Annotated in this window: 18 protein-coding genes; 7 read left to right on the top strand and 11 right to left on the bottom strand. The window is 71.4% G+C overall.

Annotated elements, in window-relative coordinates; translation table 11 throughout:
* Window positions 1-17 precede the first annotated feature (17 nt).
* The 5 genes from rpmF to rsmD form a co-directional block, all read right to left on the bottom strand.
* The gene (gene rpmF / locus Van01_RS01755) at window positions 18-191 is read right to left on the bottom strand and encodes a 50S ribosomal protein L32 (protein WP_091435485.1); all 174 of its coding nucleotides are present in this window, start codon (window positions 189-191) and stop codon (window positions 18-20) included.
* A 5-nt stretch (window positions 192-196) separates the two neighbouring features.
* The gene (locus Van01_RS01750; protein ID WP_203998368.1) at window positions 197-760 is read right to left on the bottom strand and encodes a YceD family protein; all 564 of its coding nucleotides are present in this window, start codon (window positions 758-760) and stop codon (window positions 197-199) included.
* 169 nt (window positions 761-929) lie between these two features.
* A complete protein-coding gene (locus Van01_RS01745; protein WP_203998365.1) occupies window positions 930-1,427 on the bottom strand; it encodes a hypothetical protein in 498 nt (165 codons plus the stop codon).
* 231 nt (window positions 1,428-1,658) lie between these two features.
* Window positions 1,659-2,144, bottom strand: a complete 486-nt coding sequence (gene coaD / locus Van01_RS01740) for a pantetheine-phosphate adenylyltransferase (RefSeq protein ID WP_203998362.1) — start codon at window positions 2,142-2,144, stop codon at window positions 1,659-1,661.
* Window positions 2,141-2,704 (bottom strand): 16S rRNA (guanine(966)-N(2))-methyltransferase RsmD, encoded by a 564-nt coding sequence (gene rsmD / locus Van01_RS01735; RefSeq protein ID WP_203998359.1) that lies wholly within the window; start codon window positions 2,702-2,704, stop codon window positions 2,141-2,143. The genes coaD and rsmD overlap by 4 nt, the downstream gene beginning before the upstream one ends.
* Before the next feature lie 248 nt (window positions 2,705-2,952).
* Here rsmD and Van01_RS01730 point away from each other — a divergent pair, with 248 nt between their 5' ends.
* Both Van01_RS01730 and Van01_RS01725 read left to right on the top strand, forming a co-directional pair.
* Complete coding sequence (locus Van01_RS01730) at window positions 2,953-3,969, top strand: LPXTG cell wall anchor domain-containing protein (RefSeq protein ID WP_203998342.1); 1,017 nt, start codon at window positions 2,953-2,955, stop codon at window positions 3,967-3,969.
* Window positions 3,970-4,399: 430 nt separating this feature from the next.
* Window positions 4,400-5,899 (top strand): cell wall anchor protein, encoded by a 1,500-nt coding sequence (locus Van01_RS01725; RefSeq protein ID WP_203998339.1) that lies wholly within the window; start codon window positions 4,400-4,402, stop codon window positions 5,897-5,899.
* A gap of 161 nt (window positions 5,900-6,060) precedes the next feature.
* On the opposite strand, the gene recG is transcribed toward Van01_RS01725, so the two are convergent.
* Together recG and fakA are read right to left on the bottom strand one after the other, a co-directional pair.
* Window positions 6,061-8,265, bottom strand: coding sequence for an ATP-dependent DNA helicase RecG (gene recG, locus Van01_RS01720; protein ID WP_203998336.1), 2,205 nt, complete (start codon window positions 8,263-8,265; stop codon window positions 6,061-6,063).
* Window positions 8,262-9,863, bottom strand: a complete 1,602-nt coding sequence (gene fakA / locus Van01_RS01715) for a DAK2 domain-containing protein (RefSeq protein WP_203998333.1) — start codon at window positions 9,861-9,863, stop codon at window positions 8,262-8,264. Before fakA ends, recG begins: the two co-directional genes overlap by 4 nt.
* A 232-nt stretch (window positions 9,864-10,095) precedes the next feature.
* Between fakA and rpmB the strand changes: the two genes are divergently transcribed.
* Window positions 10,096-10,287 carry a 50S ribosomal protein L28 gene (rpmB, locus tag Van01_RS01710; RefSeq protein ID WP_093401721.1) on the top strand — a complete coding sequence of 64 codons (192 nt, stop codon included), beginning with the start codon at window positions 10,096-10,098 and terminating at the stop codon, window positions 10,285-10,287.
* An 86-nt stretch (window positions 10,288-10,373) separates the two neighbouring features.
* Here rpmB and Van01_RS01705 read toward each other — a convergent pair whose 3' ends face one another.
* On the bottom strand, window positions 10,374-10,835 hold the full coding sequence (locus tag Van01_RS01705) for a GNAT family N-acetyltransferase (protein ID WP_203998330.1): 462 nt from the start codon (window positions 10,833-10,835) through the stop codon (window positions 10,374-10,376).
* Window positions 10,836-10,884: 49 nt separating this feature from the next.
* Complete coding sequence (locus Van01_RS01700; RefSeq protein ID WP_099847184.1) at window positions 10,885-11,823, bottom strand: thiamine-phosphate kinase; 939 nt, start codon at window positions 11,821-11,823, stop codon at window positions 10,885-10,887.
* Window positions 11,824-12,000: 177 nt separating this feature from the next.
* On the opposite strand from Van01_RS01700, the gene Van01_RS01695 reads away from it, so the two are divergent.
* On the top strand, window positions 12,001-12,234 hold the full coding sequence (locus Van01_RS01695; protein ID WP_013284547.1) for an Lrp/AsnC ligand binding domain-containing protein: 234 nt from the start codon (window positions 12,001-12,003) through the stop codon (window positions 12,232-12,234).
* Window positions 12,235-12,855: a DUF3515 family protein gene (locus Van01_RS01690; RefSeq protein WP_203998327.1), complete on the top strand. Its 621-nt coding sequence runs from the start codon at window positions 12,235-12,237 to the stop codon at window positions 12,853-12,855.
* Window positions 12,856-12,888: 33 nt separating this feature from the next.
* On the opposite strand, the gene Van01_RS01685 is transcribed toward Van01_RS01690, so the two are convergent.
* Entirely contained in the window at window positions 12,889-13,995 is a 1,107-nt protein-coding gene (locus Van01_RS01685) for a D-alanine--D-alanine ligase family protein (RefSeq protein WP_203998324.1), read from the bottom strand.
* Between the two features lie 151 nt (window positions 13,996-14,146).
* Window positions 14,147-14,383, bottom strand: coding sequence for a hypothetical protein (locus Van01_RS01680; protein WP_203998321.1), 237 nt, complete (start codon window positions 14,381-14,383; stop codon window positions 14,147-14,149).
* Window positions 14,384-14,658: 275 nt separating this feature from the next.
* Here Van01_RS01680 and Van01_RS01675 point away from each other — a divergent pair, with 275 nt between their 5' ends.
* Window positions 14,659-15,504 (top strand): helix-turn-helix domain-containing protein, encoded by an 846-nt coding sequence (locus Van01_RS01675; RefSeq protein WP_203998318.1) that lies wholly within the window; start codon window positions 14,659-14,661, stop codon window positions 15,502-15,504.
* A 4-nt stretch (window positions 15,505-15,508) separates the two neighbouring features.
* A complete protein-coding gene (locus Van01_RS01670; protein WP_203998315.1) occupies window positions 15,509-15,709 on the top strand; it encodes a DUF397 domain-containing protein in 201 nt (66 codons plus the stop codon).
* Window positions 15,710-15,786: the final 77 nt, after the last annotated feature.

Genomic DNA, 15,786 nt, shown 5'->3' with positions numbered 1-15,786 from the left:
GTCACGCGCCGTCCGGGTCAGACCTCAAGGACCTGGCGGCCGTTGTAGGTGCCGCAGACCGAGCAGGCGGCGTGCGGCAGCTTCGCGGACTTGCACTGCGGGCAGGCGACGGTCGCGACCGCCGCGGCCTTCCAGTTCGCCCGGCGGGACCGGGTGTTGCTGCGCGACATCTTGCGCTTGGGGACGGCCACGGTTCTTACTCCTCTGTACGGGTCAGTTGCGACAGGCCCGCCCAACGCGGGTCGATCTGCTGGTGGCTGTGATCGGCCGGCAGATCGTCCCGGTGCACCCCGCATTCGGGGCACAGACCTGGGCAGTCCTGGCGGCAGAGCGGGTTGTTCGGCAGCGCGAGCACCACCGCGTCCCGCAACGCCGGTTCCAGGTCGATCAGGTCGCCCTGCATTCGACCGACCTCATCCTCCTCGGTGGTGACGTCCGTGGTGCTGTTCTCATACGCGTACAGCTCCTGGATCGTCACCGTCACCGAGTCGTTGATCTCGCGCAGGCAGCGACCGCACTCACCCCGGATCGGACCGCTCACGGTCCCCGAGACGAGCACGCCCTCGGACACCGACTCCATCCGCAGATCGAGGTCGAGGTCCGCGCCCTCCGGCACGCCGATCAACTCCACGCCGAGGTCCGACGGTGCCGGGACCACCCGTGCGACGGTACGCAGAACACCAGGTCGGCGCGGCAGCTCCCTCGTGTCGAGGACCAGCGGCGACCTGGGGTCGAGTGAAGTGGGTGAGTTCTTGGGCATAGTCAGACTCCGGCCGGTGAGAGGCCGACAAACGAGGTTACCTGGACGGACGGCCCAACGTCGAATTGGGGGTGACCAGCCGTCCCGATACCGGAAACAGCTGACGATCCCGGCGGTCGGCGGACGATCCGGCCGGCGGCGGACGTCCCGTTGGACGGTGATCAGAAGGTCAGAAGGGCAGCGGGCGCTCCGCCTCGTCGCCGGCGAACGTGCCGATCTCCCGCAACGCGTGCATCTTGTCCCGGCCGCGCTCTATCGAGGCCAGCGCCCGGGTGAGGAACTGTTCGAAGTTGGCAAGTGCGGTGTCGACGTAGTCGTCGACCTCCTCGCGCAGCCGCTGCGCCTCGGCCCGCGCCTCGGCGATGATCCGGGCGCCCTCGTGCTCGGCGGAGACGGTGATCTCGTTCACCGAGACCAGGCGGGCGTGTTCCGCCTCACCCTCGCTGATGATGCGGTCGGCCTCCCGCTTGCCCGCCTCCATGATCTTGTCCCGCTCCTCCAGCAGGGCGGCGGCGCGGCGCAGGTCGGCGGGGAGCTCGGCGCGCAGTTCGTCGAGAGCCGCGATCATCTCACCCCGGTCGACCATGCAGTTGTTGCGCGACATCGGCACGGAGCGCGCCTGCTCCACGATGGTGATCAGTTCGTCGATGCGGTCGAGCGGGTCCACCGGTACCTCACTCCTGTCATTCGTCGGCCGACCTACATCATGCGGGCTTCGGCCGGTTTCCCGCTTCACCCAATGATGTCGTCCACCACCAACCCCGTACCGCCCCCTCCCCGGGCGTGTCGCCCCACCCCACCTCGCGATCTTGCACTTTCCGTCCCCGCGAACCACATCGAAACCGACAGAAGGGCGACCGGAACTGCAAGATCGCGTACGCGAGGGGGCGGCTCGTGGTCAGGCTGGTGGGGGGACCAGGCGGGCTTTGAGGGCGTCGCGGACCACGTCGGGTACGTGGGGGGTGACGTCGCCGCCCCACTTGGCCACGTCCTTGACCAGACTGGACGAGAGGAAGGAGTAGAGCGGGTTGGTCGGCATGAACAGCGTCTCGACCCCGGCGAGGCCGATGTTCATCTGGGCCATCTGCAACTCGTAGTCGAAGTCGCTGACCGCCCGCAGACCCTTGATGAGTACCGTCGCCCGCTGCGCCCGGCAGAAGTCGACAAGCAGTCCCCGGAAGGACTCCACCCGTACGTTGCCGTAGGAGGAGGTCACCTCGCGGAGCATCTCGATGCGCTCCTCGACGGTGAACAGGCCGCTCTTCGACTGGTTGACAAGTACGCCGACGATCACCTCGTCGAACAGTCGGCTGGCCCGACCGACGATGTCGAGGTGACCGTTGGTGACCGGGTCGAACGAGCCGGGACATACCGCACGTCTCATGATCGGCGACCGTACCAAAGGGTGGTCTCGCCGTACCGGCGACTGCGCTGGCCAGTGACCCCTTCCACCCACTCGACAGGTCCACTGCGGCTGGACCGCTCCACCACCACCAACGCCTCGGCGGCCAGCCAGCCGCCGTCGACCAGAGCGGCGAGCATCGCGTGGATGCCGTCGTCCGGCAGCGCGTACGGCGGGTCGGCGAAGACGACGTCGTACGGATCGCCCTCGACACCGGCGGCCAGCACGGTGGCGACCTTCCCGGTGACCAGTCGGGCCGAGGCGCCGACCCGAAGCGCCGCCAGATTCTCCCGGATCACCCGGGCGGCACGCGGATCCGACTCGACGAGCAACGCGTGCGCGGCACCCCGCGACAGCGCCTCCAGGCCGACGGCACCGGAGCCCGCGTAGAGATCGGCGAAGCGGGCGCCGTCGAGATCGAGCTCCGCCTCGACCGCGCTGAACAACGCCTCCCGGACCCGATCGGAGGTGGGTCGGGTGCCGGCACCGGACGGGGCGGTGATCCGCCGCCCGCCGAGGCTGCCGGCCACGATGCGGGTCATCGTCGGCTCCTGGTCATGTCCTCGACGCTACGCGACGTCGAACCTGCGGTCGGCACCCCACACGTGATCATTAAGCACTCATCCGAAGACCTTACGTATATCGAAAATCACGAGTCCACAACATCATTCTTATATTTCCCTGAAGGCTATGGCGCGTCGGGCCTGATCGCTAAGGTCTGCCGGGTGTCGGGACGGGTCGGCCTGTCCGCCGCCGACGAAGCTTCCGGTTCCCCCACTCAGGAGTAGACGTGAACCGTCTCAACTTCCGGCGCGTCGCGGCAGCCGCCGCCGGTGCGCTGATCGGCCTCGCCGGCGTCGCCGTCGTCGCCGCCCCGGCCAGCGCTCACCACCCCATCATCAAAGGCGTCGGCTGCAAGCTCGCCAACGGTGATGTGAAGGTCGAGTGGACCGTCTCGAACAGCGAGTCCCGTTGGGTCGCCGAGGTGGACGCCGTCTACACGCCGTCCCGCACCCCGGTCACCAACATCGTCGTCGGCGCCGTGCTGCCGAAGGCGGGTGAGGGCTCGCTGGTCGGCGAGCAGATCGTGCCGCGCGGCAAGGCTGCCCACCTGACCGTGAAGGCGGTCTGGAAGAAGGACCGGCACACCGTCAGCAACACCCAGACCGGCAAGGCCCGGTACATCGGCAAGTGCGCGGAGCCCGAGCCGACGCCGACGCCCACCCCGACGGACGAGCCCACCGAGCCGACCCCGACGCCGACGCCCACCGACGAGCCCACCGAGCCGACCCCGACGCCCACCCCGTCCGACGAGCCCACCGAGCCGACGCCGACCCCGACGCCGTCCGACGAGCCCACCGAGCCGACCCCGACGCCGACGCCCACCGACGAGCCGGTGGTGCCGGAGCCCGGTGAGCCGACCTTCGAGCTCACCGAGACCTGTGACGAGCTGACCTTCCTGATCAACAACCCGGCCGACGGGATCCCGTTCTCGATCACCCTGACCTCTGAGAAGGGCACGACCCAGACGCTGGAGGCGGTCCCGGGCGAGACCACCTCGGTCACCTTCGACGCGTACCCGGGCCTGGTCGTCACCCCGACCTTCACGGTCGAGGACGAGACCGTCGAGGGCGAGCCGGTGGCCTGGGAGCAGCCCGAGGACTGCGGTAACGGTGGTGGCGGCGGCGGTCTGCCGGTCACCGGTGCCGCCACCGGCGGCATCATCGCCGGTGCCGGTGTGTTGCTGGCCGCCGGCGCGGCCCTGTTCGTGGTGACCCGTCGCCGCCGGCTGCGCTTCACCGCCTGATCCCTGCTGACCCGCACTGAACCGAGGGCGCGCCGACCACCAGGTCGACGCGCCCTCGGGCGGTCACCCGTCCGCCGTACCCGCTCCGGTGCGCCGCACCACTGGCTCGCGTGGCTGCACGGCTGGTCCCGCCGGCTCCGCCCGGCTCCGTCAGCGCACCGGCCCGGCAACGTCCAACTCGGACACCGACGCTCAAAGCTGCCAGTCGATCACGCGCTGTATATCAATGATCCCGCATTCATAACATCATGATTAAGCCTGCCTGAGGGCTGTTTCGTTTCTCACGATCTCGCTAGGGTCTGCCCGGTGCCGGCGTCATCGCCGCCGGTCATCGGCACGGGAGGCACCCTCTCAGGCGCGGCACGTGCCGCCAGCGCCGTCCGTCCCGCCCGCGCCGACCCTGACGCTCTTCTTCACCCCGGGAGTACGCGTGATCCGACCCAAGCTGTCGCTTCGGCGACCGCTGGCTGTCCTGGCAGCCGCCCTCATCGGCCTGACCGGAGCAGCGGCGGTGGCAACCCCGGCCGCTGCCCACCACACCACCATCACCGCCACCGCCGTCTGCGACCAGCTCAGTGGTGAGCGGGTGATCACCTGGACGGTGGCCAACAGCGAGCGTCGTACCGCCGCCACCGTCAAGAAGGTGACCGCCGAGCCCTCGACCCCCGTCCAGGTGCTCGTCCCGGGTGCCGAGGCCGTCGACCTTCAGGGTGTGGCGATCCCTCGGGGTGGCTCCGTCCAGGCTGTCCAGCGGGTGCCGGGCGCGACCACGAGCGCCAAGCTCATCGTCGAGGGCCGCTGGGACAACAGGCGGGAGCGGACCAACGAGGGCACCATCAACCTCGCCGCCGACGCCGCCTGCAACCCGGCGCCGAAGTGCGTCGACGCCAGCGAGGCCAAGTACAGCCACACCTTCGACGGCCCGAAGGGCACGGCGACGGTCAAGCTGGACGGTGACCTGCCGCTCTGCGACGACAAGCAGTACTTCACCCTGGTGTCGTACTTCGCGCCGCGGCCGGAGTTCGCCACCCCGCAGTACGTCTACGGCGAGCCGGACAGCGACTTCCTCGGCGGTGGCCAGAACGAGATCGAGCTGAACGTCGGTGTTCCGGACTGCCACACCCAGGTCGACCTGATCTGGGGCGGTGTCGACGAGATCATCGACCCGCTCGTCGAGAACGGCCCGCGCTACGGCTCCAAGAAGCTGGGCGAGAAGGGCGCGCCCGGCAACCGTTCGTCGGGTCCGCAGGGCTGGTACAACGGCGGCAGCAAGAACTGCACCACCCCGGCGTCCACCTTCGCCTCCTCCTGCGACGGCACCGTCACCGTCTCGCTGAGCAACGACGGTTCGATCTCAAAGTACCCGGTCGAGTTCGAGGTCCGGGGCGAGAACGGCTGGTCCAAGACCGTCACGGTCGAGCCGGGCAAGGCCGACAACGAAACAGTCGTGCCCGCCGAGAACGCTGGCAAGATCGAGGTGCTGGTCGACGGCAAGGTCATCGAGAACGGCACGTACTCCTGGGAGCGTCCCGAGGACTGCCCCCTGCCGACGGTGACCGCCGACGCGGACTGCGAGACCTTCGGGCTGACCGCGTCGAACCCGGAGGGTGGCATGCCGGTCAAGGTGGAGTTCACCTACGGCGACAAGACCGAGACCCGTACCGTCGCTCCGGGCTCGTCGGAGAAGGTCACCTTCCCGGCCGGTGACGAGGAGGCGGCGCTTGTCGTCCTGCCGGAGCTGGGTCTGGAGCTTGAGGTCGTCTACGCCCCCGAGGGCTGCGGCGGCGGTGGCGGCGGCGAGGAGCCCCCGGGCCTGCCGGTGACCGGTGCCGCGGCCGGTGGCATCGCCGCTGGCGCGATCGCCCTGCTGGCTCTGGGTGCCGTGCTGTTCGTGATGGCCCGGCGGCGGCGGATCCACTTCACCGCCTGAGCCGAGCCGGCCGAACTGAATTGATCTGAACCGCCCCGGTCGCCCACATGGGCACCGGGGCGGTTCACGTTTCAGCGCAGGCCCGCTGACGGGCCGACCTGTCGCGGCCGGCAGGCGCTGCCGACCGGCGCACGGCCGTGGCGTCGACCACCAGCGGACGGTCAGCCCTTTTCGAGGTACTCGGCGCGATCAGCGTCGACGAGCGCGGCGACCGAGGCGGCGAGCGCCGGGTGCCGGGCCAGATCCGGATCCTCCTCGACCAACGCGATCGCCTCCGCCCGCGCGTCCCGGATCAGGTCCGCGTCGCGCAGCAACGACAGCAACCGTAGGTGCGAACGACGGCCGGACTGGGTGGCCCCCAGCACGTCGCCCTCGCGCCGCTGTTCCAGGTCCAGTTCGGCGAGCTTGAAACCGTCGGTGGTCGAGGCCACGGCGTCCAGCCGCTCCCGCGCCCCGGTGCCCTCGGCCGCCTCGGTCACCAGCAGGCAGAGCCCGGGCGCGCTGCCCCGGCCCACCCGACCCCGCAACTGGTGCAGCTGCGAGACGCCGAAACGGTCGGCGTCCAGCACCACCATCATCGTCGCGTTTGGCACGTCCACACCCACCTCGACCACGGTGGTGGCCACCAGCACGTCGAGCTGACCGGCGGCGAAGGACCGCATCACCGTGTCCTTCTCGTCGGCCGGCAGCCGGCCGTGCAGAACCCCGATCCGCAGACCGTGCAGCGGCCCCTCGGCCAGCAACGGCGCCACCTCGGTGACCGCCAGCGGCGGCCGCCGGCCGTTGTCGTCGACCTCCGGTGGCTCCTCGTCGGCCCCGGACGTGTCATCCCCGATCCGGGGACAGACCACATACGCCTGGTGGCCGGCAGCGACCTCCTCGCGCAACCGGCGCCAGGCACGATCCAGGAAGGCGGGCTTCTCGGCGGCGGGCACCACGTGCGAGGCGATCGGCGAACGCCCGCGCGGCATCTGGGACAGGGTGGAGATCTCCAGGTCGCCGTAGACGGTCATGGCGACGGTGCGCGGGATCGGGGTGGCGGTCATCACCAGCACGTGCGGTGGCTGCTCCGCCTTGGCCCGTAACGCGTCCCGCTGCTCGACCCCGAACCGGTGCTGCTCGTCGACCACGACCAGGCCCAGGTCGGCGAAGTCGACACCCTCGTAGAGCAGGGCGTGGGTACCCAGCACGATGCCGGCCGTACCGCTGGCCACCTCGGCCAACGCCCGCCGCCGAGCCGCCGCGCCGAGCGAGCCGGTGACCAGTTCCACCCGGGTGGCGTGCTCAGCGGCGCCCAGCTCACCGGCCTGGGCGAGCGGACCGAGCAGGTCGAGCATGCCCCGGTGATGCTGGGCGGCGAGCACCTCGGTCGGGGCCAGCAGCGCGGCCTGCCCGCCCGCGTCGACCACCTGGAGCATCGCCCGTAGCGCCACCACGGTCTTGCCGGAGCCGACCTCGCCCTGCAACAGCCGGTGCATCGGGTGACCGGTGGCGAGGTCGGCGGCGATCTCCACGCCGACGTCGCGTTGCCCGGCGGTCAGCTCGTACGGCAGCCGGGCGTCGAACGCGTCGAGCAGGCCGCCCGCACGCCCCGGCCGGGGACGCGCGGGTGACGCGGCGGCGTCGCGCTTGCGGCGGACCAGCGTCACCTGCACGGCGAACGCCTCGTCCCACTTCAGCCGCCGCCGGGCCCGGTACAGCTCCTCCCGGCTGGACGGCCTGTGGATCTCGCGCAGGGCGGTGCCCAGGCCGACCAGGTTCCGGCTGGCCCGCACGGTGGCCGGCAACGGGTCCTCCGGCGGCGCGACGGTGTCCAGCACCACCCGTACGCAGCGCGCGATCACCCAGGTGGGCACCGCCGCGGCGGCCGGGTAGACCGGAATGAGCGCGCCCGCGAACTCCTCGATCTGCTCGCTGGCCGCCGCCTCGGTGTCGGTCTGCTCACCGAGCAGGACGTACTCCGGCCCGTTGAGCTGCCGCCGGCCCCGGAACTCGGTGACCTTCCCGGCGAACAGCCCCCACCGGCCGGGCCGCAGCTCCCGCTCGCGCCACGCCTGGTTGCCGAAGAAGGTGAGGGTGAGGCTGCCGCCGGAGCCGTCGCCGACTGTCACCTCCAGCAGGTTGCCCCGGCGCTGACGCATCGGGCGCACGGCGGTGCGCTGCACCTGGGCCAGCACGGTGACCTGCTCGCCGACGTCGAGCGCGCGGATGTCGGTGTGCTCGCCGCGCTCGTCGTAGCGGCGGGGGAAGTGGTAGATGAGGTCGCCCGCGGTGTGCAGGTCGAGGTGGCCGGCAAGCGCCTTGGCGGTCTTCTCCCCGACCAGCTTCTTCAGCGGCGTGTCCAGGTCGGACGGATCGGCGGTCATTCGACACCGACAAGCAGGGGATGGTGCGGTTGCCCACCCGGGTAGACCTGGACCTCGACGAAGGGCCAGCGCGCCGTGATGTGGGCGCGCACCGCGTCGACCAGCCCGTCGGGCGCGTCAGCGCCGACGAGCAGGGTGACCAGTTCGCCGCCACCGCCGAGCATCCGGTCGACAAGCGCGACGCAGGTGTCCACCAGATCGACGCCGATCAGGTTCACCTCCCCCTCGACCAGGGCGAGCACATCGCCGGCGCGGCACGGGCCGGCGACGGTGAGCGCCTCCCGGCCGGCCCGGCACACCTCGGCGTACCGGCAGGCGCCGGCCGCCTCGGCCATCGCGATCACGTCGTCGGCGAAGCGGCGTCGCGGATCGCGTACGGCCAGCGCGGCCAGCGCCTGCACCGGTGAACGGGTCGGTACCACTGCCACCTCCACCCCCAACCGGTGCGCCTCCTCGGCGACCTGGTTCGCCACCGCCTGCGCGTCCGGGTCGTTGGGCAGCACCACCACCCGAGCCGCGCCGGTGGCGCGTACCGCGGCCAGCAGTTCCCCGACCGACGGGTTGCCGGGCACCACCACCGCTCCCTCGGCGGCGAGCAGCTCGGCGATCCCGGCACCGCTGGCCACCACCACGGCGGCGCGTCCGCCGGACGACCGGGCCGGTGCCGGCTCCGGCTGGTCGGCGAAGCGGGTCACCGCGATCTGGTACGGGCGGCCGGCGGTCACACCCGCCTCGATCGCCGCGCCGACGTCGTTGACGTGCACGTGGACCTGCCAGGTGCCGGCGTCGCCGACGACCACCAGGGAGTCGCCGATGGTGACCAGCGCCTGCCGCATCCGCTCCACCGCCGTGGGCTCGGCGTCGAGCAGGAACTGCACCTCGTAGGCGTACTCCGGCGAGCCGGTCTCCCGGGCGACGGTGACCGGCTGCCGCACCGCAGGCACGCCGGGCTCCGGCCGTTCGGGGCTCTCCCCCGTGACCACCTCGACCAGAGCGTCGAGCAGCAGGCACAGGCCCCGGCCACCGGCGTCGACCACCCCCGCCCGGGCCAGCGCCGGCAACTGCTCGGGCGTGCGGGCCAGCGCAGCGGTCGCGGCGTTCGCCGCCGCCCGGGCCACCACCCGCAGCTCGTCGCTGCCGGCCTGCTCGGCCGCGCCGGCCGCGGCCGAGACCACCGAGAGCACAGTGCCCTCCACCGGGCGGGCGACAGCCGTGTACGCCGCGTCGGTCGCCTCGCGCAGGGCCACGGCCAGCTCCCGGCCCCGCACCTGCGGGGCGGCGGCCAACGCGTCGGCGAGGCCACGCAGGATCTGCGACAGGATCACCCCGGAGTTGCCCCGCGCCCCGAGCAGGGCGCCCCGGGCCATCAGGCGCAGCGCGTGGCCGTGCGCGGTGGAGACGCCGTCGGCGTGGGTGTCGAGGTCCATCGCGAGCGCCTGCTGCGCGGAGGTGAGGGTGAGCACCAGGTTGGTGCCGGTGTCCCCGTCGGGCACCGGGTAGACGTTCAGCTCGTCGATCTCACCCTGGTGCCGCTTGAGCGCGGCCAGGCCGCCGGCACACCAGCGGCGCACGGCGGCGGCGTCGAGGGTGTCCAGCACGGTGGCAGCCTACTGGCGTACGCTGACACTCGCCCGCCACCGGGCGGTCCCGCTTCGTCCGGGTTTCCCCGCTCGCGTACCCTCGGCCCGTCTTCGCGTCGGGCCTGGCGGACGGCCGTGGCGGCGATCGAGCCCGGTTCGGCAGGTGGTTCCCCCATCGGGTACCCTGGCCAGGTTGCCCGGGCTGCGCCTGGCGGCGACTTCATGAACGTTTCAATCCCAGGAGTATCCCGTGGCTAGCGTGTGTGACGTCTGTGGCAAGGGGCCGGGCTTCGGCCACAACGTGTCCCACTCGCACCGGCGGACCAACCGCCGCTGGAACCCGAACATCCAGTCGGTGCGTACCCCGGCCGGTGGTGGCACGACCAAGAAGCTGAAGGTCTGCACCTCCTGCATCAAGGCGGGCAAGGTCGCCCGCGCCTGACGCGGCAGCACCGGACATCACGACAGTCATCACCGGCGGGCCCATCGGGCCCGCCGGTGTCGTCGTGTCCGCGGCGAGCCGGCTGATCAGAGGGTACGGCCGAACGACAGGCAGCCGGGCTCGTCGGCGTAGAAGCCGAAGTTGGGGATCCGCTCGTAGCCGGCCGCCTTGTACAACGCGATCGCCTCGGGCTGCCGGTCACCACACTCCAGGATGATCCGGCGGCGGCCGTGCTCCCGGGCCGAGCGTTCGATGGCCGCCAGCACCGTGCGGGCCACGCCCCGCCCCCGGGCCTCCGGCGCGGTGTACATCCGCTTCAACTCCGCGGTCCCGTCGCCGTGGCTGCGCCAGCCGCCGCAGCCCACCGGCTGCCCGTCGATCCGGGCGACCAGGAACGCCCCGGCCGGCGGTACGAACTCGCTCGCGTCGACAGGGGTCTCGTCGCCGCTGCCGCCGTACCGGGCACCCAGGTCGGCCAGGGTCGCGGTGATCAACCGCTTGGCCTCCGGGGAGTCGAACGGCACCGTGTGGATCTCGATCTCGTGCACCCGTGCAGGGTACGACCCGGCTGGCAGCGCCCCGCCGGGTGGCCGGTGGTCAGCGAAAATGGTCCCATCCCGGCGGGCCGTCGAACGGCTGGCCGTCCACCGTCACACCGGCCCCCTCGGCCACCCGGCCGATCACCCGCCAGCCCGGTGGGAGGGCCGTCGCCGGGGGGAAGGTCGCCGCCAGCGCGTGGTCGTCGCCACCGGCCAGCAGCCAGGCGTACGGGTCGACGCCGAGCGCCTGCGCGGCGTCGCGCATCTGCGGCGGCACCTCGAAGGCGTCCCGGGAAATGTCCACCGCCACCCCGCTGGCCTTCGCCACGTGCCCGAGGTCGGCGAGCAGCCCGTCCGAGACGTCGATCATGGCGGTGGCGCCGAGCCGGGCGGCCTGCGGTCCGGCCGGGTAGGGCACCTCCGGCCGGCGGTACGCCTCGACCAGCAGCCGGGGCGTCCGGAAGCCACGGGAGAGCACGGTGAACCCGGCCGCCGCGTACCCGGTGCGGCCGGCCAGGGCGAGCAGGTCGCCGGGTCGGGCACCGGCCCGGGTCACAGGTGACCGACCGCCCAGGTCGCCGAGGGCGGTGACCGCGATGGTAAGCGTGGGGCTGGCCGACATGTCGCCGCCCACCACGCTGGCCCCGACCCCTGCCGCCTCGGCACCGAGCCCGTCGGCGAGTTCCTCCATCCAGCCGGTGTCGACGTCAGTGGGTACGCAGAGCGCCACCAGCAGGGCGGTCGGCTCCGCTCCCATGGCCGCCACGTCGGCGAGGTTCGCCGCCGCCGCCCGGCGGCCGATGTCGTGGGCTCCGGACCAGTCCCGGCGGAAGTGCCGCCCCTCGACAAGCACGTCGGTGGTGGCGACCACCCGGGCGTCCGGCGCGGCGACCACAGCGGCGTCGTCTCCGGGGCCCAGCAGCACCGTGGAGCCGTACGACAACCGGGCGGTCACCCGGTCGATCAGCCCGAACTCCCCGACCCCCGCGACACTCACGCCGGCACTCCGCTGCGCTGCGTGCCGCCGTGAGACACCACCGCCCTGAGCCTGATGGCTCGCTCGCTGCGCTCGCTCACTGCTTCTCCTTGGCCACCGATAGGGATCTGCCCTGGTCCGTAAGGTACTTTCTCCCTTCGGGCCGCCTGGCGGGCGGCGACGGAGGGAGGTCGAGTCGTGGTACAGGCGTACATCCTCATCCAGACAGAGGTCGGCCGGGCACGTGACGTGGCCGGTCTCATCGCGGATCTCGCCGGCGTGGTCCGCGTCGACGCGGTCACCGGGCCGTACGACGTGGTCGTGCTCACCGAGGCGAACACCGTCGACGAGCTCGGCAAACTCATCGTCAGCAAGGTGCAGATGGTGCCCGGTATCACCCGCACCCTCACGTGTTCGGTGGTGCGCCTGTAAGTGGACGAGAAAGCTGAATCTCCCGTCGCCCGGGCCGACCGTCCGGACGTGAAGGCACCCGACCGTACCAACCGCGGTGCGGCACTCATCGCCACGGCGGTGGCGGTGCCGGTTGCGCTGCTGGTGGGTGCGCTCGCGCTGAGCAACCTCGCACCGGAGGAGCCGGCCGCCGTGCCGCAGCCGTCGGCGACCACGCCCGGTCCGGTCTCCACCGCGCCCGTCGAGATGGCCGCCCCGCAGCTCGGAGAGCGGCAGGCCGTCGTCTGCCGCGCCCTGCTGTCCCAGCTGCCCGACTCGATCCGCGAGCTGCCGCAACGACAGGTCAGCGCCGGGCCGGAGCAGAACGCCGCGTACGGCGACCCGGCACTCACCGTCGCCTGCGGTGGTGACGCGCCGGAGGTGAAGCCCGACGACCACCTCTACCTGGTGAACTCGGTCTGCTGGTACGCGGTGGAGGGGCCTGACGTGACGGAGCTGACCACCGTCGACCGGGAGACGGCCGTCACCCTGCGGGTGCCGCACTTCTACGGCGAGGCGTTGCAGTGGGCCTCCCCGGTCTCCGCCACCATCGTCGAGTCGATCCGGTCGTCCGGCACGGCGCCGTCCGGCTGCACCTCCTGACGCATCAGGGGCAGCCGCAGCGGGTGACCGGGCTCAGTACTGCCCGGGCCCCCGGGTCAACGCGGTGCGGATCAGCCGGTCGACAAGCTTCGGGTACTCCAGACCGGCCGCGGCCCACATCCTGGGGAACATCGACGTCGGGGTGAAGCCGGGCATCGTGTTGATCTCATTGAGGTACACGTCGAGGTCGGGCGTGACGAAGAAGTCGACGCGGGCCAGGCCGGCGCAGTCGAGCGCGGTGAAGGCGCGCACGGCGTAGTCGCGTACCTGCCGGGTGACCCGCTCCGGCAGGTCGGCCGGGATGTCGTACTCGCAGGCGGACTCGGCGTCGATGTACTTGGCCTCGAAGTCGTAGAAGTCGTAGTCGCCGACCACCCGGACCTCGGCGAGCACTGACGCCTCCGGCGCGCCGCCGGCCTCACCCTCCAGCACGCCGCACTCGATCTCCCGACCGACGATGGCCCCCTCGACCAGCACCTTGCTGTCGATCTCGCGGGCGGTGGCGAGGGCCGCGTCGAGGTCTGCCCAGTCGTTGATCTTTGTGATGCCGAAGGACGAACCGGCCCGGGAGGGCTTGACGAAGACCGGCAGGCCCAGCCGCTGCTTGTCCGCCTCGCTGAGCGTCGTTCCGCTGCGCAGCACCGCGTACGGGCCGACCGGAATGCCCTCGGCGGCGCAGAGCTTCTTGGTGAACTCCTTGTCCATCGCGGCGGCCGAGGCGAACACCTTCGCCCCGACGTACGGGATGCCGGCCATCTCCAGCATGCCCTGGATGGTGCCGTCCTCACCGTAGGCGCCGTGCAGCACCGGGAAGACCACGTCCACGTCGGCGAGCGCCCGGGGCCCTTCGGTCGGGTCGAGCACGAGCAGCCCACCGCCGGTAGGGTCGGCCCGCAGGACGATGTCCGTGCCGGACTCCGCGGTGATCTCCGGCAGCCGGCGGGCGCTGATCGCCAACTGGCCGGGGTCGCCGTTGGTGAGCACCCACTGGCCGGCCCGGGTGATGCCCACCGGCACCACCTCGAACTCGTCCGGGTCCAGCGCGCCGAGCACACTGCCGGCGCTGACGCACGAGATGCCGTGTTCCGGGCTGCGGCCGCCGAAGACGATCGCCACGCGGGTCTTGCCTGGGGTGGTCACTGTGGTCACCTTTCGGGAAGCACTGCTGGCGCTCTCCCGGATGACCTTACTGTGCGTGGCGGGTACGGGTAGCCGATACCCTGCGGCAACGCGTGACAGCCGCAAACGGTCAACGTGTCATATACGGAACGTAATTGGGCGCACGTGGCGGTCAGCCCGCCAGTTCCCGCTCGCCGTAAGCGTGCCGCCGACCGATGGCGAGCACCTTGACCCGTTGTCGACCGGCCCGCACCATGCCCAGCGCCATGAAGGCCCCGGCGATCCGTTCGGCCGCTTCGCGGCTGCTCGCGCCGACCACCTGGCGACGGCGCTCGGGCGCCAGCCGCTCGTTGCGACCGTCCATCTCGTACGGACGGACGTCGGTCAGCACCACCAGGAATCGTGTCATCGCCGGCCGCCCCGGCGCTCGCCGAAAAACCGCTGACCAGTCCGCACGTCGATTCCCTTCCGGTGGCCGACCCACTGGCGCGGCACGCGGCGGTCGGGTACGGGGGAAAACCCGACCGCCGCGCGCCCCATCCCCTCCGGTCGCTCACCACCACCGTCGCCACGACAACCGGCGGTGAGGACGCGCTAACAGATTGACAGCTCCACAGGCATGAATGCAACTCTCACCGGCGTTCTCTCATGTACAGGTTCCCAAATACGTGCGACCATCTATACATGGCTCCGAAGACCGCACGCGCCCGTCGGTTGGGCATCGCCTTGCGCCACCATCGGGAGGCCGCCGGCCTCACCCTGGAGGCCGCGGCCGACGAGATCAACAGCACCCGCAGCACGCTCTCCCGCTACGAGAACGCGAAGACCCTGGTCAGCCCGGCGACCGTGCGCGCACTGCTCACCCTCTACGGCGTCGGCGCGGACGAGGTCGTAGCCGCCGTCGAGCTGGCCAAGGACGCGCGCAAGCCGGGTTGGTGGGTGTCGTACTCGTACCTGCTCGACAGGCGCACCATCGACTTCATCGCGCTGGAGGCCGAGGCCATCGCCATCGCGAACTTCGAGCCGTCGGTGGTGCCGGGGCTGTTGCAGACGGCCGACTACATCCGTGGCGTGATGCGCGGCGGGCCGCACACCCTCAGCGACAACGACGTCGAGGAACGGGTACGCATGCGGCTGGACCGGCAGCAGCGGGTCTTCGAGGAGGACCCACCGATATTCGACGCGATCCTCGACGAGGCCGCGCTGCTCCGCCCGGTGGGTGACCACTCGGCGCAGCAGGGCCAGCTCAGTCACCTGCTCAAGATGAGCGAGCTGCCCAACATCACGGTCCAGGTGATCCCGTTGGCCGCCGGCTACCACCGGGGCACCCGGGGCTCACTGCACATCCTGGAGTTCGCCGACCCGGAGGACCCGCTCATCGCCTCCGTGGAGACCGTCGCTGGGCAGATGATCCTGGACCGTCCCGGTGACCTGCGTACCTGCACCAAGATCATGGAGCACCTGCGCACCGTCGCACTCAGCCCGACGGCCAGCCGCGAGGCAATCTCCACACTCCTGAAGGGACGGTAATTCGATGGCACCGACGACAAACGCGGTGGTGGCCGTGGCCGGGTGGCGCAAGAGCAGCCACAGCGGCGACGAAGGAGCCTGCGTCGAGGTGGCGGTCGTCCCCGGCACCGTCGCCGTACGCGACTCCAAGGACCCGCACGGCCCGCTGCTGACCTTCCCGCCGTCGGCGTGGACCGCCTTCGCCCAGGCTCCGCCGACCCGCTGAGCCACGGAGGAACCGCACCCCAGTGCCGCTGACCGGGCCGGTAAGGGCACCGCCGGCCCGGTCAGCCCCTCCGTTGT

Source organism: Micromonospora andamanensis, from assembly GCF_016863495.1.
In the GTDB taxonomy this organism is placed as follows: Bacteria; Actinomycetota; Actinomycetes; order Mycobacteriales; family Micromonosporaceae; genus Micromonospora; species Micromonospora andamanensis.
The sequence above is the reverse complement of the archived record's forward strand: the minus strand, read 5'-3'. Positions and strand labels throughout refer to the sequence as shown.

Excerpts from the sequence above, each read along its gene's own strand:
- Van01_RS01750 (WP_203998368.1), bottom strand. The coding sequence starts at position 760 with ATGCCCAAGAACTCACCCACTTCACTCGACCCCAGGTCGCCGCTGGTC.
- coaD (WP_203998362.1), bottom strand. The coding sequence starts at position 2,144 with ATGAGACGTGCGGTATGTCCCGGCTCGTTCGACCCGGTCACCAACGGT.
- rsmD (WP_203998359.1), bottom strand. The coding sequence starts at position 2,704 with ATGACCCGCATCGTGGCCGGCAGCCTCGGCGGGCGGCGGATCACCGCC.
- recG (WP_203998336.1), bottom strand. The coding sequence starts at position 8,265 with ATGACCGCCGATCCGTCCGACCTGGACACGCCGCTGAAGAAGCTGGTC.
- Van01_RS01680 (WP_203998321.1), bottom strand. The coding sequence starts at position 14,383 with ATGACACGATTCCTGGTGGTGCTGACCGACGTCCGTCCGTACGAGATG.
- Van01_RS01675 (WP_203998318.1), top strand. The coding sequence starts at position 14,659 with ATGGCTCCGAAGACCGCACGCGCCCGTCGGTTGGGCATCGCCTTGCGC.
- Van01_RS01670 (WP_203998315.1), top strand. The coding sequence starts at position 15,509 with ATGGCACCGACGACAAACGCGGTGGTGGCCGTGGCCGGGTGGCGCAAG.